The organism is Pseudoalteromonas sp. PPB1, assembly GCF_015356275.1.
GTDB lineage: Bacteria > Pseudomonadota > Gammaproteobacteria > Enterobacterales > Alteromonadaceae > Pseudoalteromonas > Pseudoalteromonas rubra_D.
Genome location: NZ_JACEQV010000045.1, coordinates 1 through 19,049 on the forward strand (window position 1 = coordinate 1; position 19,049 = coordinate 19,049).

The 19,049-nt window shown below is 52.4% G+C and carries 4 protein-coding genes; all 4 read right to left on the reverse strand.

Annotation, left to right across the window (positions count from 1 at the left end; translation table 11 throughout):
• Positions 1-3,621 (reverse strand): non-ribosomal peptide synthetase (locus IY568_RS23740; RefSeq protein ID WP_194868887.1); only part of this gene is annotated, 3,621 nt, incomplete at its 3' end.
• Entirely contained in the window at positions 3,621-13,628 is a 10,008-nt protein-coding gene (locus IY568_RS23745) for a non-ribosomal peptide synthetase (RefSeq protein WP_194868888.1), read from the reverse strand. The genes IY568_RS23740 and IY568_RS23745, both read right to left, overlap by 1 nt.
• The gene (locus IY568_RS23750) at positions 13,628-17,152 is read right to left on the reverse strand and encodes a non-ribosomal peptide synthetase (RefSeq protein ID WP_194868889.1); all 3,525 of its coding nucleotides are present in this window, start codon (positions 17,150-17,152) and stop codon (positions 13,628-13,630) included. The genes IY568_RS23745 and IY568_RS23750 overlap by 1 nt, the downstream gene beginning before the upstream one ends.
• On the reverse strand, positions 17,152-19,049 hold a 1,898-nt coding region (locus IY568_RS23755), incomplete at its 5' end, for a non-ribosomal peptide synthetase (RefSeq protein ID WP_194868890.1). The genes IY568_RS23755 and IY568_RS23750, both read right to left, overlap by 1 nt.

Consider the following 19,049-nt stretch of genomic DNA (forward strand, 5'->3'; position numbering starts at 1 on the left):
AAACGTGGTGCTGGTAACATACGGGTCCTGCCCTTCACTCATGGTGTGTACAAACAGCACGCCTTCTTGCAACGGTGCCAGCGGGTAGATGTCCTGAATATTGGCCATGCCACCGGGGATGGTCTGGCCAATATCCGTGAGCTGTTGCTCATCCAGCTCAGTGAGCGTCACCATCTCCGGGGTGATCTGAGTGCAATCCGCCGGAATTAAATTGGCGGGCACACGACTTGATTCCTCACTCCCAAGTGCCCGAACCTGGCGCGCCATGTCCTGTAGCGTGTGTGCCCTGAACAAGGCCTGCACGTCAGCCTGATACTGGCGTGCGCGCAGCTGACTGACCAGCTGCATAATCAGCAATGAGTGGCCCCCCAGCGCGAAGAAATTAGCATGGACACCCACCTTATCGACGTCCAGCGACAACAGCGACGCGACGATGTCGACCACCATTTTTTCGGCATCGGTTTGCGGTGCCTGATAAGGCTGCTCCACCGTTTTAGCTGGCAAGGCCAGCAGTGCTCGCTTGTCCAGTTTGCCATTGGCCGTCAGCGGCCACTGACTAACAAAGCTATAAGCCGACGGCACCATGTAATCCGGCAGGTTGCCGCTCAGGTGCTGTTGCAGTGCGTCAATCAGGCTGCTGTCTTGCTCACTTTGAATGAAGGCGCGCAGTACCTTGCCACCTTGCTTACCGGCCTCAGCCAGTACCACCGCCGACTCAACCCGTTCATGACTCATCAGCTGGGTTTCTATCTCACCCAGTTCGACCCGGAAACCACGGATCTTGACCTGATCATCGCTGCGTCCGACAAACTCGATTTCGCCGTCTGCGCCGATACGCACTAAGTCACCGGTTTTATATAACCGCGCGCTCAGTGCCGGGTTAGCCGGATCACAATACGGGTTATCAATAAAGCGCTCGGCGGTGAGTTCGCTTTGATGTAAATAACCACTGGCCAGACACTGACCACTGACATACAGCTCGCCCACAACACCCGGCGGGCATAACGTCAGCTGCTCGCTGAGCACCAGAGTCGCAGTATTGACGTTGGCGCGGCCAATGGGCACCGCCCGCGGGTCATCGTAACCACCGCTGATGGCATAGCCCGATGCGGTGACTGTGGTCTCGGTCGGACCATAGGTATTAAGCAACACAAAGCCTGGTTTAAGAGAAGCCACCGACTGTTTGTCCAGTGCTTCACCGCCGACAATCACCAGTCGCAGTGCCAGAGATTCAAGCTCCGCCTCGCTCAGCGCCAGCATATGCCAGAACGCCGTTGGCAGGCTGGCCACGCTGATGGCATGGCTGTCGCAGAAGGCGATAAAGGCCTCGCGGCTCAGCGACACGTCTTCGTCGCGCAGTACCAAAGTGGCGCCCTGCGTCAATGTCGCCAGCCATTCCTCGACGAAAATATCAAAGTTCATAGTAGAGAACTGCAACACGTTGTCAGCTTCGGTGATTTCGTAGCGTTGCTCACAGTTAGCGGCAAAGTTGATCAGGTTATGATGACTTATCATCACGCCTTTGGGGTTACCTGTTGAGCCCGAGGTGTACATCACATAGGCCAGATTATCCGGGGTCAGCGCCACATCCGGGTTGCTGATTGGATAGTTTGCAAACTGGCTGGCGTTATCCAGCAGCACAGCCGTGGCGTTAAAATCGTTCAGGATCCCGGCGACTTTTTGCTGAGTCAGCACCACAGACAAGCCGGTGTCTTCGACCATGTAAGCCAGACGTTCCTGCGGATAATCCGGATCCAGCGGCACATAGGCACCACCGGCTTTAAGGATGGCCAGCACCGCCACCATCATTTCCAGCGAGCGGCCAACACACAGACCCACCAGCGTATCCGGGCCTACCTGATGCTCGGCGCGTAAATAATGGGCCAGCTGGTTGGCGCGTTCATTCAACTGCTGATAAGTCAGTGTGCCCTCATGGCTCTTGACGGCAATGCGCGCGTCACATTGTGCGGCTCGCGTTTCAATGAGCTGGTGTACCGGCAACGCAGACAAAGTCACGCTCGGCCCGCATAAATCTGCCAGATAGGCCTGTTGCTCTTGTGTGTCCATCAAACTCAATTGAGCCAGTGCCTTATTGGTAAGGCTATTACTGAACAGGTGTATTGCCCGGATCAGATGACGATTCAGAGTTGCAATATAGTCATCATCAAACAACGCCAGATCATACGTCCAGCGCAGCACGTAGCCTCCGTCCTGTGGGGTAATGTCAATATCTATGTCGTACTTCAGCGACACAATCTCGCGCTCGTACTGCCCAAAGCGCAGTCCGTCCAGTCCAACATCAGACTGATCGCTCACCCCAAAGTCACTGTCCATGGACAACATGATCTGAAACAGCGGATCGTGCGACAGGCTGCGCTCGACATTTAAACGCTCGACTAACTGCTCAAAAGGCACATCCTGATTGTCCTGCGCGTCCCGATGCACTTCACGCACGTGAGCAAAATAGTCACCGAGCGTAGCGTGTTGCGTTTGAGTTCTGAGCACCAGATTATTGACGAAGAAGCCGATCAGCGGCTCCAGTTCGCTTTGCAATCGGTTGGCGACCGGTGTGCCGATCAGAATATCCTGCTGATTACTGTGTTGTGCCAGCACCCAGCTCAACGCACTGTGTACCAGCATAAAAGGCGACATCTCGTTACGCTGCGCCACGGTCGTGAGCTGTTGGCTTAGCGTACTGTTAAGACTAAAACTCTGACACCCTGCAGCCGTTTGTTTTTCTTCCGGGCGCGGTTGTTTCAGCGGCAAGCTATGGACCGAGGGCGCGTCGGCTAATGTTTCCTGCCAGTATGATAACTGTGATTCCAGTACGTTTTCCTGCAACCAGGTTTGCTGCCACAGCGCATAATCGGCGTACTGAATGGCCAGTTCAGGCAAAGGATTCTCTGCCCCTTGTGCAAACGCCCGATAAAGAGTCAGAAACTCCTGACTGAGCAATTCAATTGACCAGCCATCAGACGCAATATGATGCATATTGAACAGCAACACCCCGTCTTGCTGCGCGCTACCCGGATTTGCAAGCAAAATATAACGTGCCCGCATCATCACATCCTGCGTCAGATCAAACGGGGTATTCAGCTCCTCATCAATCAGGGCTTCGAGCTGCGTCGAACGAGCACTTGCTTCCAGTGTGGTCAAATCGCTGTGGGCGATAGCAAACGCCACCTCGTCACGAATATGCTGCCGGGCTCCGTTTTCACCATCAACCACCACTGTGCGCAGTATTTCATGACGGCGGATAATGGCCTGACAGGCACGCTCAGCCACCGCTAGATCCAGCTCCCCGGTGACTGTCATCAGGGCTGGCATATTATATTGTGCCGAACCCTGTTGCAGCTGGTCGATAAACCATAACCGGCGCTGTGAAAATGACAGCGGTGCCAAGGTCTGATATTGCTCAGCGCGCGGCGTAACGGCCTCGCGCTTAGGTTGTGCTTCGCTGTCACTCAAATAAGCCAGCAATTGTGTTTTATTATCTCTGATCAGCTGCGCTATCTCTGCGGTGACTGCGCCCTTTTCAGCTTCGACTACGAGCGACCCGTCAGAGACACTCACCAAAATCAACTTGTCCTGAAGCAGACTTACTAACTGTTGCGGTTTCATTAAAACACAATCCTTTCTACATTATCTGATTGTTCTAACTTAGCTTTTAGTGCTTTAGCGGCCAGCAACTCATCGAGCTGCACGGCTTGCTCAGCCACCGAGGTGTACTTAAATAACTGTTTGATAGTCAGTGTGCAGTCAAACCGACTTTCGATGTCTTTCATCAACTTAATCACCAGCAGAGACTGACCGCCCAGAGAGAAGAAGCTCACCTGGGTACTAATTTGCCCTTCATCCAGGCCCAGCACCTGAGACCAGATGGCCACCAAAGCCAACTCAGTATCGGTTTGTGGCGCAATATACTCGCCGCCCAATCCGGCATGCTCCGGGGCAGGCAGCGCTTTACGATCGATTTTGCCGTTCGGAGTTTGTGGCCACTCATCCAGCAATACAAAACTGGCTGGGATCATATATTCAACCAGGGCGTCACCGAGTTGTGACTTGATAGCATCGATCAATACCTGTTGAGACGCTTCATCGCCCAATGTATGCGGCTTCACATAGGCCACCAGGTGCTGATTACCCTGCGTGTCCTCAAGCGCCATCACCAGTGCTGAGTCCACTTCACTGTGCTCACCGATGTGATACTCAATTTCGCCCAGTTCGATACGCAACCCGCGGATCTTCACCTGATGGTCAATACGACCCATGTATTCGATGACGCCGTCATTGCGATAACGCACCAAATCGCCCGTTTTGTAGAGACGCTGGCTGCTACCCGCTTCGCTGTCATCATAAAATGGGTTAGCAATAAAGCGCTCTTCGGTCAGATCTGCGCGATTATGATAGCCGCGCGCCAGACCGTCTCCGCCGATGTGTAATTCACCGCATGCGCCCTGTGGTAACAGATTGAGTGCGTCATCCAGTACATAGAGCTGGATATTCTGAATTGGCTTACCAATGGGCACACTGCTGCCATAAGGCTGAGAACAATCCCAGTAGCTGACGTCGATGGCCGCTTCAGTTGGACCATAAAGATTGTGTAACTGCGCACAAGGCAACACGGCCCGGAACTGCTCTACATGGCTGATCTGCAATGCTTCACCACTACAGAATACTTGTTTGATTGAAGTACAACGACTCAAGTCACCATGCTCCAGCATCACACCCAGCATAGAGGGTACAAAATGTAGCTTAGTGATGCCTGCTTCGACGATCAGGTCACTCAGGTAATCCGGGTCTTTGTGGCCACCTGGCTTGGCAATCACCAACTCAGCCCCTTTGAGCATGGGCCAGACAAATTCCCATACCGACACATCAAAGCTGTAAGGCGTTTTTTGTAATATCTTGTCGTCAGGTCCACAGCCATACTCTTTATCCATCCAGTCGATGCGGTTATGCAGCGCCTGATGTTCAAGCAATACGCCTTTTGGCATGCCAGTGGAGCCAGAGGTATAAATGGTATAAGCCAGATTGCCTGCGCTGAGGCCAATATCGCTCACCGAGATGTTAGTATCACTATGAGCATCGTAGTCAAAGCCATCGAGCTCAACAACCTGCGCTTCACCCAGCGCGACACGCGCAGCGACCTCTTGGGTACTCAGCACGACGCTGGCTCGGGCATCTTCCACCAGATATGCCAGTCTGGCACTGGGCAGCTCTGGATCCAGCGGCACATACGCACCGCCGGCTTTGAGAATACCCCAGATCCCGATGACCATTTCAAAGGAGCGCTCCACGCACAGTCCGACCAGAGCATCCGCACCCACGCCATGTTCGTTGCGCAGATAGTGGGCCAGCTGATTGGCTTTACTGTTGAGCGTTTCATAACTCATTGTCTGTGCGCCAAAGCGCAGCGCCGTAGCCTGAGGTGCGCGGACAACTTGCTGCTCAAACAGCTCATGAACACACACCTCTCGGGTATAATCCCGGGCCGTGTCATTCCACTGCTGTAATTGCTCATAACGCTCCTGCTCTGACAACAGTGGCAGCGTATCCAGCGGATTGGCCAGCTGTGCCTGAGTGAGACGCGCCAGATACCTGAGTACGCCCTGGAGGTGTTTATCCAACGCCACAATGTGCTGCTCGCTAAATAGTCCAGTGTCATACAACCAGTTAACGGTCAGTCCGGCATCATCCAGGTCAATGTTAATTTCGATATCAAACTTGGTAGTACAGGCCTGTGGCAGCCTGGGGGTGAACTCCAGCCCAGCCAACTGTTGCCCTGAACTGTCTGCCAACGCAAATTCTGAATTGGTAGTCAGCATGATCTGAAACACCGGGCTATAGGCCGTAGAGCGTGGAATTTGTAAGGCATCTACCAGCTGTTCAAACGGCACATCCTGATGTGACTGGGCACCAATATGAGCCTCTTTGACATGCTCAAGGTAATCGCCCAGATTATGATGACGAGTACTGACTCTCAGCACCAGCGTATTGGCAAAATAACCGATGAGGCCAGCCACTTCTGGTTGCGCACGATTCGCCACCGGTGTACCAATCACGATATCGTGCTGATTACTGTGGCGTGACAACACATAGGCCAGTGCGCTGTGCACCAGCATAAATGGTGTGATCCGGGCTGCTTCTGCAAAGCTCTTAATTCCCTGACTCAGCGTACCTGGCAACAAGCTAGTGAAGCCTTTGGCACTGAACGCTTTTTCTTCCGGACGCGGCTTATCCAGTTGTAGGCCATGCACGGCCGGCGCATCGTTCAGGGTTTCGCGCCAGTAATTGAGTTGCGTTTCCAGTGCCTTGGCGCCGCCTTGCGCGTTATTCAGCCAGTCACGCTGCCAGATTGCATAGTCGGCATATTGGATAGCCAAAGGTGGTAACGCAGCCTCAGTGCCCGAGACGAGCGCTTCGTAGAGTGCCATAAACTCGTTAGACAACAACTCCACCGACCACCCATCCGAGGCAATGTGGTGCATATTAAATGCCAGTACGCCACGCTGAGGTTGGTGATGATCGGCATAATTAAGCAGGACATACTGAGCGCGGAGCATCAAATCGCAGTCCAGTTTAAATGGCGTCAGCGCATCTTCGCTTAGCAGCTGGTTAAGCCGGTCTGTTTTGGCGCGTTCGCTCAGCTCACTTAAATCCTGCAAAGTCAGGGTCAGCGCGCCGTGGCTGCGGATCAGCTGAACCGGCTCGGCGTCCTGCTCCAGATAGACCGTGCGCAATGCTTCATGACGCGCAACCAGGCTATTCAACGCAGCCTGGGCGGCATCCAGATCTAATACGCCATCCACATCAAAGGCCACCGGCATGTTGTACTCAGCACTGCTGCCATTGAGCTTGTCGATAAACCACAAGCGTTGCTGAGCAAACGACAGTGGCAGGTGCGCATTGTCTTCACGCGGCTGCGCCACAATGGGTGGCTGTACCATGACATCAGTTTGCTGTGCAACACGTTCAGCCTGCTGTGCGATGGTCGTTGCGGCAAAGATATCCTTAACACTTAGCTCGCATTGCAGCTGAGTTCGGATCCCGGCCAGCAGCTTCATCAGCAACAGAGAGTGTCCTCCCAGCTCGAAGAAGTTGGCCTCTACGCTGACCTGACCATGCTCCAGTTTAAGTAAATCCGCCCAGATCCCAACCAGGGTGTATTCAGTGTCATTGCGCGGCGCAACGTACGTTTGCTCGCCCAGTCCAGCATCCGGCGCTGGCAGCGCACGTCTGTCGACCTTCCCATTGGCTGTCAGTGGCCACTGAGTCACGGTAACAATGGCGCCCGGTAACATATAGGCAGGTAATTGCTCACCGATCGCTGCTTTTAATAGGCTCAGCCAGGTCTCATCTGTATCGGCTTCTGCGGCTTTTACATAGGCGACCAGTTGCAACGTGTCATCCGCCAGTGGCATAGCCTGCACCAAAGCAGAGTCCACCATTGCCAGCTCAGCAATGCGATTTTCCACTTCGCCCAGCTCAATACGGTGACCGCGAATTTTAACCTGATCGTCCTGACGACCCAGATAATGTAGCTCGCCGTTTTCATCATAACGGGCCAAATCACCCGCGCGATACAAACGCTCCCCAAGCCAGGGGTAACGCTGGGTGTCGAATGGATTGTCAATAAACCGCTCGGCACTGAGTGCTTCGCGGTTAAGATAGCCGAGAGCAAGACCTGCACCACCGACATAGATTTCGCCCGCGCACCCATCAGGTACCAGCTTCAGTGCATCATCGAGCAGTACGATGTGCTGATCGCGCAGCGGTCTGCCAATGTTGATCGGCGCATTGGGTTTTATACGTTTATAGGTCACATGCACTGTGGTTTCTGTGATCCCATACATGTTAATGAGTTCAGTTGGCTGCTGTGCAAAGTGCGTCCACCACTGGCTAACATGACTTGGCGTAAGCCCTTCGCCACCAAATACGATGCTGCGCAACGAAGGTAAGGCCTGTTGTGCCGTCACCAGATATTCGGTGAGCTGTTTAAAGGCACTCGGCGTCTGGTTGAGAATAGTCAGGGCGTTACGCTGACACAAAGCCACAAACAATTGACTGTCCTTGACTTCATCCAGGCTTGGCATCAGCAGCTTGCCACCAAACAGCAGGGCGCCCCAGATCTCCCAGACACTGAAGTCAAAAGCAAAGGAATGGAACACACACCAGCAATCGTCTTCATTAAAGTTAAAATCGGGCTGAGTCACATCAAACAGGCGACCGACATTGCGGTGCGTTTGCAACACCCCTTTTGGTTTACCCGTGGAGCCCGAGGTGTAAATCACATAGGCCAGATTATCCGAAGTATGTGTCGTTAACTGCACGTTATCCGTGCTGTAACCCGTCAATGCCAGCTGATTCAGGTCGATAATAGGCGTGTCTTGAAGTGCCAGCGCATCGGCCACCTGATCTTCGCCCAGCACCAGCGCCACGCCCGCATCCTGACAGATAAAGTCGAGGCGCTCCTGCGGATAGTTAGGATCAAGCGGAACATACGCACCACCGGCTTTGAGAATCGCCAGTATGCCCACAATCATGTTGACCCCACGACCCACGCAGAGGCCTACCAGCGTATCCGGGCGGATATCGTGTGCTTCAATAAGATAGTGTGCCAGCGCATTGGCCCGCGCGTTCAATTCGTGATAAGTCAGCGACTCTTGCTGATATACCAGTGCAGTGCGCTCGCCAAATTTGGCTGCCTGACTTTCAAATCGAGCCTGAATGCTGCTTGTTGTGTCTGTGTCGACGGCGTGTAATACATTCGCGCGCATTAGCGCATCTTGTTGTGCCTCGTTCAGGACACTGAGTTTTGCCACCGGAGTGTCAGACTCGTCATGCAACGCACGCAGCAACTGGTCGATGGCGCACGTCACATACTCGCCTATTGCGTTTACGTCAACTGAGCGATCAACTTGCAGGTTGAAGGAAAACGCCTTGCCCCAGTCATCCACACATAAATTAAATGGATAGTTAGTACGCTCTTTAGCAGCGATGGCTTGTGCGCCCCCTTGTGCTGGCGCTTCTGCCAGGCGGGAATGACGATAATTGAAAATGGCACTGAATAAAGGCGTTTGTCCACTGACACCACTGCACGCCTGCGCTTGGGTTAGCGACGCCTGTTCATACGGCATCAACCCGAGCAGGGCCTGATCGACCTGCTTCAATAGAGTATCCGCCGCTTCACCTGCCAGATTCACGCGCAGAGGCAGGGTATTGATCATCATCCCCATCATCTGCTCAATGCCCTGCTGGCCACTCATTCGGCCCGACAACACAGTACCAAATACTACATCCCGGCTCTGACTACAGGCCGACACCACCATGGCCCAGGCCAGATGGAAAAATGCCGCCGGGCTCATACCGCGTTGCTGCATCAGAGTGCGGATCTGCGAAGATTGTTGCTGGCTCAGTTCACGGTGTAATTCATTGCAGTACAAATCATCAGCGCGGGTACTGTCCAGTCCAAATGGATGGCAGGGCGTCTCAATATCACCCAACTGATCGGTAAAATATTTGCGACTATCCAGTTGCTCCGCATTGTGTAGCGTCTGGGCGATAAACTGTCGATAAGGCAAAGCATCAGGCAGCTGTGCAAAAGCTTGCTCATCCATGGCCAGCTCACCCATGATCATTTCAACGGAGATGTGATCGAGCAAAATGTGATGCTCTTTGAGCACCCCGCAGTAAGAATCCGTGGCCGGATCATGAGCCAATTCCAACTGCACTAAAGGTGCCAGCTCAAGATCCATACGATGTATACCCTCGGCAACATAGGCATCGAGTTTTGCCCGGGCGTCCGTCTGACCAGAGAACGACAACCAGGTTGGTAACAGCTCACAATGACGCAGTACCACCTGTAAAGGGGCTTGACACTCGCGCCAGGCCACCATAGTGCGCAGCACGTCGTAGCGTGCAATGATCTGATTAAAGCGCGCAACGAAACTGTCAATCTGAGCTTCGCTGTCAAACTCAAGCGTGATAGTGGTGACATAGGGGTCGGATTTTTCCGTCGCACTGTGAACCAGGAATATGCTTTCCTGCAAAGGTGCCAGCGGATAGATATCTGCAATATTAGCGGCCCCACCTGGAACACGCTCACTCAGTGTATCCAGCTCGCTCTGAGTTAAAGCGGTTAACGTCACCATATCCGGCGTGATCTGGGTACATTGTGCAGGAATGCCATTTTGCGGTAATTCAGGCTCGCTCTGATGGGCCGCGTCTGTGATGGTTTTGGCCATCTCACCCAGCACTCGAGCGTTAAACAGTGCCTGCACCGACGTACTCAGGCCTTGCTTTTTCAACCGGCTGACCAGCTCCATCACCATCAGAGAATGACCGCCCAATTCGAAAAAGTTAGCCGCCATGCTGACTTCACCAGGTTCCAGATTTAACAGCTCAGCACATAGCGCTGCCAGAGCTTGTTCCTGCTCAGTAACCGGGGCGAGATATTCAACTTCATAGCCCAAACTTTGCGGTACTGGCAGTGCTTTACGATCAATTTTACCGTTTGGCGTTTGCGGCCATTCGTTAAGTACCACGAAATTCGATGGCACCATATAATCGGCCAGCGACTCGCTCAGCTGACTTTGCACTGAGGCGATCAGGGCCTGCTGTGCCTCATCCGTCAACTCACTGTTCGGCTTAACATAGGCTACCAGTCGCTGATTGCCTCTGTCATCACTCAGTGCCATCACCAGTGCAGAATCAACCTGTTCATGCTCACCAATGTGATATTCGATTTCACCCAGCTCAATACGCTGACCCCGGATCTTGACCTGATGGTCCAGACGACCCATGTATTCGATGTTGCCATCTTCACGAAAACGCACCAGATCGCCGGTTTTATACAGGCGTTTGCTGGCGCTTTGCGGATAAAACGGATTATTGATAAAGCGCTCTTCGGTCAGCTCAGGGCGGTTGTGGTAACCTCTTGCCAGGCCTTCACCGCCAATGTGTAACTCACCGCACGCGCCCTGTGGCAACAAGTTAAGCGCATCGTCCAGTATATATAACTGAATATTCTGGATAGGTTTACCAATGGGGATGCTGCTGCCATGGGGCATCGCGCAATCCCAGTAGCTAACGTCGATGGCCGCTTCTGTCGGGCCATAGAGATTATGCAACTGCGCGGTAGGTAACAATACCTTAAACTGCTCAACATGACTGATTTGCAGGGCTTCACCACTACAAAACACCTGTTCAATTGAACTGCACGTGGCCAGGTCGCCATGTTCCAGCATCACGCCCAGCATGGAAGGCACAAAGTGCAGTTTGGTCACACCAGTTGCGACAATCAGCTCATTGAGGTAAGCCGGATCTTTGTGTCCACCCGGCTTGGCAATCACCAACTCGGCCCCTTTAAGCATGGGCCAGACAAACTCCCATACCGAGACATCAAAGCTGTAGGGGGTTTTTTGTAAGATTTTATCCTGCGGCTGACACCCGTACTCATTGTCCATCCAGTCGATGCGGTTATGCAACGCCTGATGTTCGAGTAATACGCCTTTGGGTTTACCCGTCGAGCCCGAGGTATAAATGGTATAAGCCAGATTCTGTGCCGTCAGGCCGATATCGCTAACCGAAATATTCGAACCCGGATTGGCTTCGAAGTCGAAGTTATCCAGCGCAATGACCGCCGCATCGCCCAGCGATACCTGTTCAATGATCCCTTGTGTGCTCAGCACCACTCTGGCGCTGGCATCCTCCACCAAATAGTTCAGCCGACCTGATGGCAATTCCGGATCCAGTGGCACATAAGCGCCGCCGGCCTTGAGGATCCCCCAGATACCAATCACCATTTCAAATGAGCGCTCAGTGCATAAGCCAACCAATGCGTCCGGACCAATCGCATGCTCAGTACGCAGATAATGAGCCAATTGGTTGGCCTTGGTGTTGAGCGTGTCATAACTCATGGTGCGTCCGTCAAAGCGCAACGCGATGGCTTCTGGCGTGGCTTTAGCTTGCTGCTCAAACAGTTCATGCACGCAACGCTCACGAGGGTAATCTAACGCTGTGTCATTCCAATCCAGCAATTGTTGTTGTCGCTCAGTGTCGGACAGCAGGTTCAAGGTATTGGGCTTGACTGATAACTCAGCCGGGGTCAATGCTGCCAGTTGCGAAAGTACGGTATTTAAGTGGTTAGCAATAGTGCTGACACGCTGCGCACTAAACAAAGCAGTATCGTAAGTGATCTCTATCGCCACGCCCTGCTCGTTCAATGCCACTTCTATTTCTAAATCAAATTTCGTAGTCACACTGCTGGCAGGGCGCTGCGCGATTTGCAGACCATCCAGTGCCAGTTGTTGCTCCCTGACACCATAATCCGTGTTAGTGGTTAGCATGATCTGAAACAGCGGTGCATGAGCACCGCTGCGAGGTACATTGAGCTTTTCGACCAACTGCTCAAAAGGCACATCCTGATTAGCCTGAGCGCCAAGGTGTACGGATTTTACATGCGCAAAGTAGTCTGTGAGGCTGGCCTGCTCAGTATTCAACCGCAGCACCAGCGTATTAGCGAAGTAGCCAATCAACCCCTCTAATTCTGCGTGACCACGGTTGGCGATGGGCGTACCAATCACAATATCACTGCTGTTGCTATGACGTGACAGCACATAAGCCAGTGCGCTGTGGATCAGCATAAACGGTGTCAGTTGCTGCTGACGGGCTAAGTGTTGTAAAGCCTGCGCCTGACTCGCGGATAACTCGCTGCGTACCAGTGCACCATAAAGCTGCTTAGTCGCCGGACGCTCAAAGTCAGGGGTAATACCGTGAACCGCCGGCGCATCGGCCAGCGTTTTTTGCCAGTAGGTGAGCTGCTCGGCAAGCGCCTCTTTAGTCAGGTGCTCGCGCTGCCAGTGCGCATAATCATTATATTGCAATGGCAATGGCACCAGGTTCGCAACGTGCCCGGATACTCTTGCTTGATAGGCCTGAACAAACTCGCGGGTCAGAATTTCCATGGACCAGCCATCTGACACTATGTGATGCATATTCAGTAGTAATACGCCCTGTTGTGTGCCATCACTGTGTTTATGCGTACACAAATAGGTCACTCTGAACAACATATCTGTTGTCAGATCAAATGGCGCCAGAGTATCGTGCTCAATGTGTGCAGCCACTTCTGACGCCAGGTCGTCACTGCCACACAAGTCGATGCAGCGAATATTAAGCGCCACATCATCGCGGATAGTCTGCCTTGGCCCATCCTCAGAATCATAGTAACCGGAGCGCAAAATAGTGTGGCGCGCCAAAATATCGTTGAATGCATCTTCTACGGCCGCCAAATCCACACGACCCTGCACATCCAGTGCAAGCGGGATATTGTACTCGGCCGAAGGCCCTCGTAGTTGCTCTAAAAACCACAATCGCGTCTGTGAGAAAGATAAAACGCTTTGTGTTAACCCCAGAGCAGGAATGCTGCCTGTAGGTTGGGTTAACGCATTTGGTTTTGCTGCCTGTTGGCTCAACAGCTCAATAAGCTGAGTTTTGTTTTCCTTAAGTGCGCTTCTCAACTCATCAGTCATACTGCCTTTTGCTGCTTTAAACTTGAGTTTGCCCTGCTCGACATACAGATGAACGCCCTGTGATATCGCTAACTCGAAAGCCTGATGTACATTCATTAAATCTCACCATCCTCAACTAAATCCTGATCGCAGATACTGTCTGCCGCCTGCGCATTGAGCTGTTGCATTCGCAGCAAGTCAATATGCTGGGCCAGCTGGGCCAGTGACTGCGCCGTAAAAATGTCCTGCATGTCTATCTGTTGTAGCTGTAATTCCGGGTCCGATGTAATCGCTCTGACCAGCTTGCTAACCAGCAGGGAGTGGCCACCCAAAGCAAAGAAATTGGCTGAGGTGCTTATCTCACTTTCCTGCAAATGCAGTAATTGCGCCCAGATGGCAACCAGGCGTTGTTCACTGTGTGTTTCAGGTGCAATGTATTCACCTTCAACAGCCGCTAAATCAGGCTCTGGCAGCGCACGCTTATCAATCTTGCCGTTACTGGTCAGTGGCCATTGAGAGACCGGAACAAACATCCCGGGTACCATATAATCCGGCAATTTGTCGGCCAGCTCCGTCTTAATGCGCTGGATAATCGCTTTATCATCATTAATATTTTCATGACCAGAGACACTATTTTTGGCATTTTTGTTGTTCAATTGAACATACGCCACTAAGTGTTTGGCACCCGTTGCACTGGTCGCAACAGTCACCACTGCCGCGTCGACATCAAGACAGTCGGCCAGCAAGCCTTCAATTTCACTGATCTCAATCCTGAAGCCGCGGATCTTAACCTGTTGGTCGATCCGACCCAGATATTCCAACTCGCCATCCGGCAGATATCGAACCAGGTCTCCTGTTTTATACAAGGTTTCGGTTACACATTTATTGTGCCCATCGAAATAAGGGTTAGAGACAAATCGCTCTGCGGTTTGCTCCGCTAACTGGTGGTAACCGCGTGCCAGTCCCACACCACTGATGTACAGCTCACCCACCACGCCCGGCGATAGCAAGGCAAGGTTACTATCCAGCACAAAGGCACTGGTGTTTTTCAGAGGCTTACCTATAGTAACTTTCTGTCCGGGACGTAACTCTGCCCAGGTAGCACAAATGGAGATCTCAGTCGGGCCATAAGCATTAACCATCCGGTACGCACCGCTCCACTGTTCAACCACTTCCTGGTCACAGGCTTCACCCCCTACTGCCAGCGCTTGAAGCGCCAAGTCATCACGAAACTCCATCATGGCCAGGAATGCCGGTGGCAATAACACATGAGTAATGGCTTCACTGTGCAGCAGCTGACCTATACTCTCCGGAGACAGACGCTGAACACTGTCGGCAATCACCAAAGTGGCCCCACTCAGCAGTGCCATCACGTACTCCCAGGTGCCGGCATCAAAACTCATAGATGCAAAGTGCAATACTTTGCTTTGTCCATCCACTTTCAGATAGTGACGGTGGTTAAACGCGATATTCACTATCCCTTTGTGCTCAAGCAGCACACCCTTTGGCTTGCCAGTCGACCCCGAAGTGTAAATGGCATAGGCCAAGTTTGAAGATGTCAGGCCAGCTACCAGCTCTCTTGGATTGTGGGTCGAATAATCGACAAACGTTTGCACCACTTGCTCATTACCCAAGCCGTCAATGCAGATACTGTGGTAATCGGTTAAATCCAGCTGCTCAATAATAAAATGGGTAGAGAGGATAATTTTAACGCCGGAGTTTTCCATCATGTAAGTTACGCGCTGACGCGGGTAAGCCGGATCCAATGGTACATAGGCTGCACCGGCTTTAAGAATGGCCAGTGTACCGATGATCATTTCCAGCGAGCGCTCAACACATAAGCCGATAAAGGTATCCGGCGTCACCTGATATTCACGGATCAGGAAGTGCGCAAGCTGGTTGGCACGCTCATTCAGTTCGCGATAGGTCAGCTGTTTGTTGCCGAATTTAATGGCAAGCTGATCTGGGGTTTGCAGCGCCTGTTCTTCAAACACCTCATGAATACACTTATCGACCGGATAATCTGCCGCATTGTTATTCAGGCCGTTGATCAAATAGGATTCCAGCTTGTCACCCAAAATAGACAGTCGATTTAGTGGCAAGGCACGACGCGTCTGAGGCGACATATCCGCAAGCGCGATCAAGGCATTATTAAAGTGCTCACTCAGCTGCTCAACAAATTCAGCATCAAACAGAGCCACATCATAGTTCCAGATGGTCTCAACCTGGTTGTCGCTAATATTCAGCGCAATTTCCAGATCAAACTTGATCGCCGGATGACTGCCTTCCAGCGGTGACAGGCTCACATCTGGCAGTGCCATCAGGGCCGACTCATCGTTGCCATCAGTAAACTTATCATTGGTGGTCAGCATGATCTGCACCAAAGGTGTGTATGATGAAGTGCGTGGCAAGTTCAGCGCATCAATGAGCTGCTCAAAAGGCACATCCTGATTCACCTGTGCGTTCATATGTACCTGACGTACATGAGCGAGATACGCTTCCAATGTGTTGTGGCAGGTATCAAGGCGCAAAGCCAGGGTGTTGACGAAACAACCAATGAGCGGGCTAAGCGCCTCATCGGCACGGTTTGCCACCGGCGTGCCAATAACAATGTCTGACTGATTGCTATGACGGCTTAGTACTACACCCAAAACAGCGTGCATCAACATAAACGGGCTCAGCTGGGCCTGTTTGGCAACCGCGCCTAACTGCTGTGCCACATACGCTGGCAACGTAGCGGTAACATGCGCTCCCTGAGTCTGCTTTACTTCAGGACGATGATGCTGGGTTGGCAGGCTATGTGTCAGTGGCGCATCTTCCAGTGTTTGCTGCCAGAATGTCAGCTGCTTCTCAAACTCGCCGCCCTGCATTCTGTCTTTCTGCCAAACGGCAAAGTCAGCGTACTGCAACTCCAGCTCAGGCAACGGGTTGACCTGATCGGCCGCAAAAGCCCGGTATAAGGTCACAAACTCATTGATCAGCACATCCATCGACCAGCCGTCGGAAGCAATATGATGCAGCGTTAGCAGTAACACACCGCGCTGATCATGACCAGTTCCCTGCAGTTTCACGTACTGTCCACGGATAGACAACTGCTGAGTCAAATCAAATGGGCGCTGTGCTTCTTCAAGTAGGCACTGTGACAACTGTGCCTGCTGCTGTTCTCCCTGACTGTCGCTGAGATCGACAAAGCCCAGCGTAAAATCGTGCTCTGGAAGCACATGCTGACGTACTGCATCATCCTGCTCTCGATAGACAGTGCGCAAAATCTGATGACGCGTCACTATGGTGCTAAGCACCTTCTCAACCAAAGTCAACTCCAGTGCGCCTTCCACATTCAGCGCAACTGGCATGTTATACTGACTCTGCCCGGATTGCATTTGCTCCAGCAGCCAGAAGCGCTGCTGGGTATAAGAGAGCACACAGCCATCCGGATAATGTCCGGGTTGCGGCCCCTGCGCATTGCCAGATGTCCCTTCTGCATGAGACAGAAATGCAATGATCTCTGCCTTGTTTGCGATGATGTCCTGTTTCAGTGTGGCCGGAAATTCGCTCACCGTCAGGTCAAAATGTAACGCGCCCTCTTTGGCATACAGATAAACGCCTTGGTCTGCTGCCGATTTAACTAATTGTGCAATCATTATAGTGTTCCACTCATCATTACCGATTCATTGGCTTTTTTGTCTTCGAGATATTTTTGTGCCTGCTTGCTCTCAATTACCTTCGAAAGGACCGCTAATTCTGCAGCGTCGTAAATTTCCCGTAATGTCAGCTCGATTTCGAACTGGGTTTTAATTGCCCCCGCCAGCTTGATCAGATAGAGCGAATGACCGCCCAACTCAAAGAAGTTGGCGCTGGTACTGATCTGCTCTTTGTTCAGATCGAGCAGCTCCGCCCAAATTGCCACCAGGGCATGCTCTGTCTCACTTTGCGGTGCAATGTATTCCTGACCTGCCAACATACCTTGCGGTGCTGGCAGGGCTTTTTTATCTATTTTTCCATTTGGCGTCAGCGGCCACTCATCTATCAACACGAACTGGCCTGGGATCATGTGCGCCGGTAAGTCGCCTTCCAGCGCACTTTTCACGTCGCTTAACCAGGCTTGTTGCCGTGTCACATTATCGACTTCCTCTCTTGTCTCACATGTGAGACAAGGCTGTAGATAGGCCACCAGATAATGTCCACCATCGCTGTGTTCGCGTGCCATCACCAGGGATGTCGCCACATCCGGGTGGGTATTAAGGCGATGCTCGATTTCCCCCAACTCAATCCTGAAGCCCCGGATCTTAACCTGGTCATCTATTCGTCCAATAAATTCAAAATGACCATCTTCGCGATAACGCACCAAATCGCCGGTGCGGTACAAGCGCTTGCTGTTATTAACTCCCTCCGCTTCATAGTAAGGGTTATCAATAAAACGTTCGGCCGTCAGTTCAGGGCGATTTAAATAACCCCGTGCAACACCAGCACCACCCAGATAGAGCTCACCCACACTGCCGGTCGGTAGCAGCTCCTGAGCACTCCCCAGCACATACGCCTGGCTGTTGGCGATTACCCGGCCAATGTCCGGCACCTGATCCAATGCGGTGGTAAAACGTGCCGCTGTTGAATAGGTAGTATCTTCCGACGGACCATATAAGTTGCATACCGCCACACCCGGACAGGCCTCTAAAATCTGATTTACCTGCTGCGCAGTCAGCGGCTCACCTGCGAGGTTAATGACTTTCACCCCTTCAGGTACCGCGCCCACTTCCAGCAATGCCTTCATCGCCGATGGCACAGTATTGATCATACTGATGTCTAACTGCTGCTCAGCGAGCGTCATGGCATTTTGTACAATCACGCTCTGATAACCAAAACACAGTGGCAAGAACAACTCGTAAATCGACAAGTCAAAGTTCAGTGACGTCGAGGCCAGCACTTTGCCCAGTTCAACATCGCTGTAGGCTTGTTTCGCCCACTGCAACATTGCCACGGTATTGCCATGTTCAATCATCACGCCCTTCGGCTTGCCGGTCGACCCTGAAGTGTAAATCAGGTAAGCCAGACTCTGGGCCGACACGCCGGTTTCTGCCCGCGTTAAATTGTGCGCAGGATAAGCTGAAAATATGTCGTGATTATGTGACTCTGGTGTGTCCAGTAAAACGACGTTAGCATACCCCAGTGTTATCCCTTCTGCAACATTCTGTTGACTTAACACCACATCTAAACGCGCATCCTCAACCAGATAAGCCAGACGCGATTGCGGGTAGTTCGGATCCAACGGTACATAGGCACCACCGGCTTTGAGAATACCCCAAATCCCTATCACCATTTCCAGCGAGCGCTCGACACACAAGCCCACTAACGAATCCGGTCCGATATTGTGCTCCGCGCGCAGATAATGGGCCACTTGGTTGGCTCTGCTATTAAGCTCACCATAGCTCAGAGTCTGCTCACCAAAGCGCAGTGCAATCTGCTCCGGAGCCGCTGCGGCCTGTTGCTCAAACAATTCGTGAATGCACAGCTCGCGCGGATAATCCAGCGCTGTGTCATTCC

What these genes read in the sequence shown, in the direction of transcription:
- IY568_RS23745 (WP_194868888.1), bottom strand. Translation starts at nt 13,628, where the DNA reads ATGAATGTACATCAGGCTTTCGAGTTAGCGATATCACAGGGCGTTCAT.
- IY568_RS23750 (WP_194868889.1), bottom strand. Translation starts at nt 17,152, where the DNA reads ATGATTGCACAATTAGTTAAATCGGCAGCAGACCAAGGCGTTTATCTG.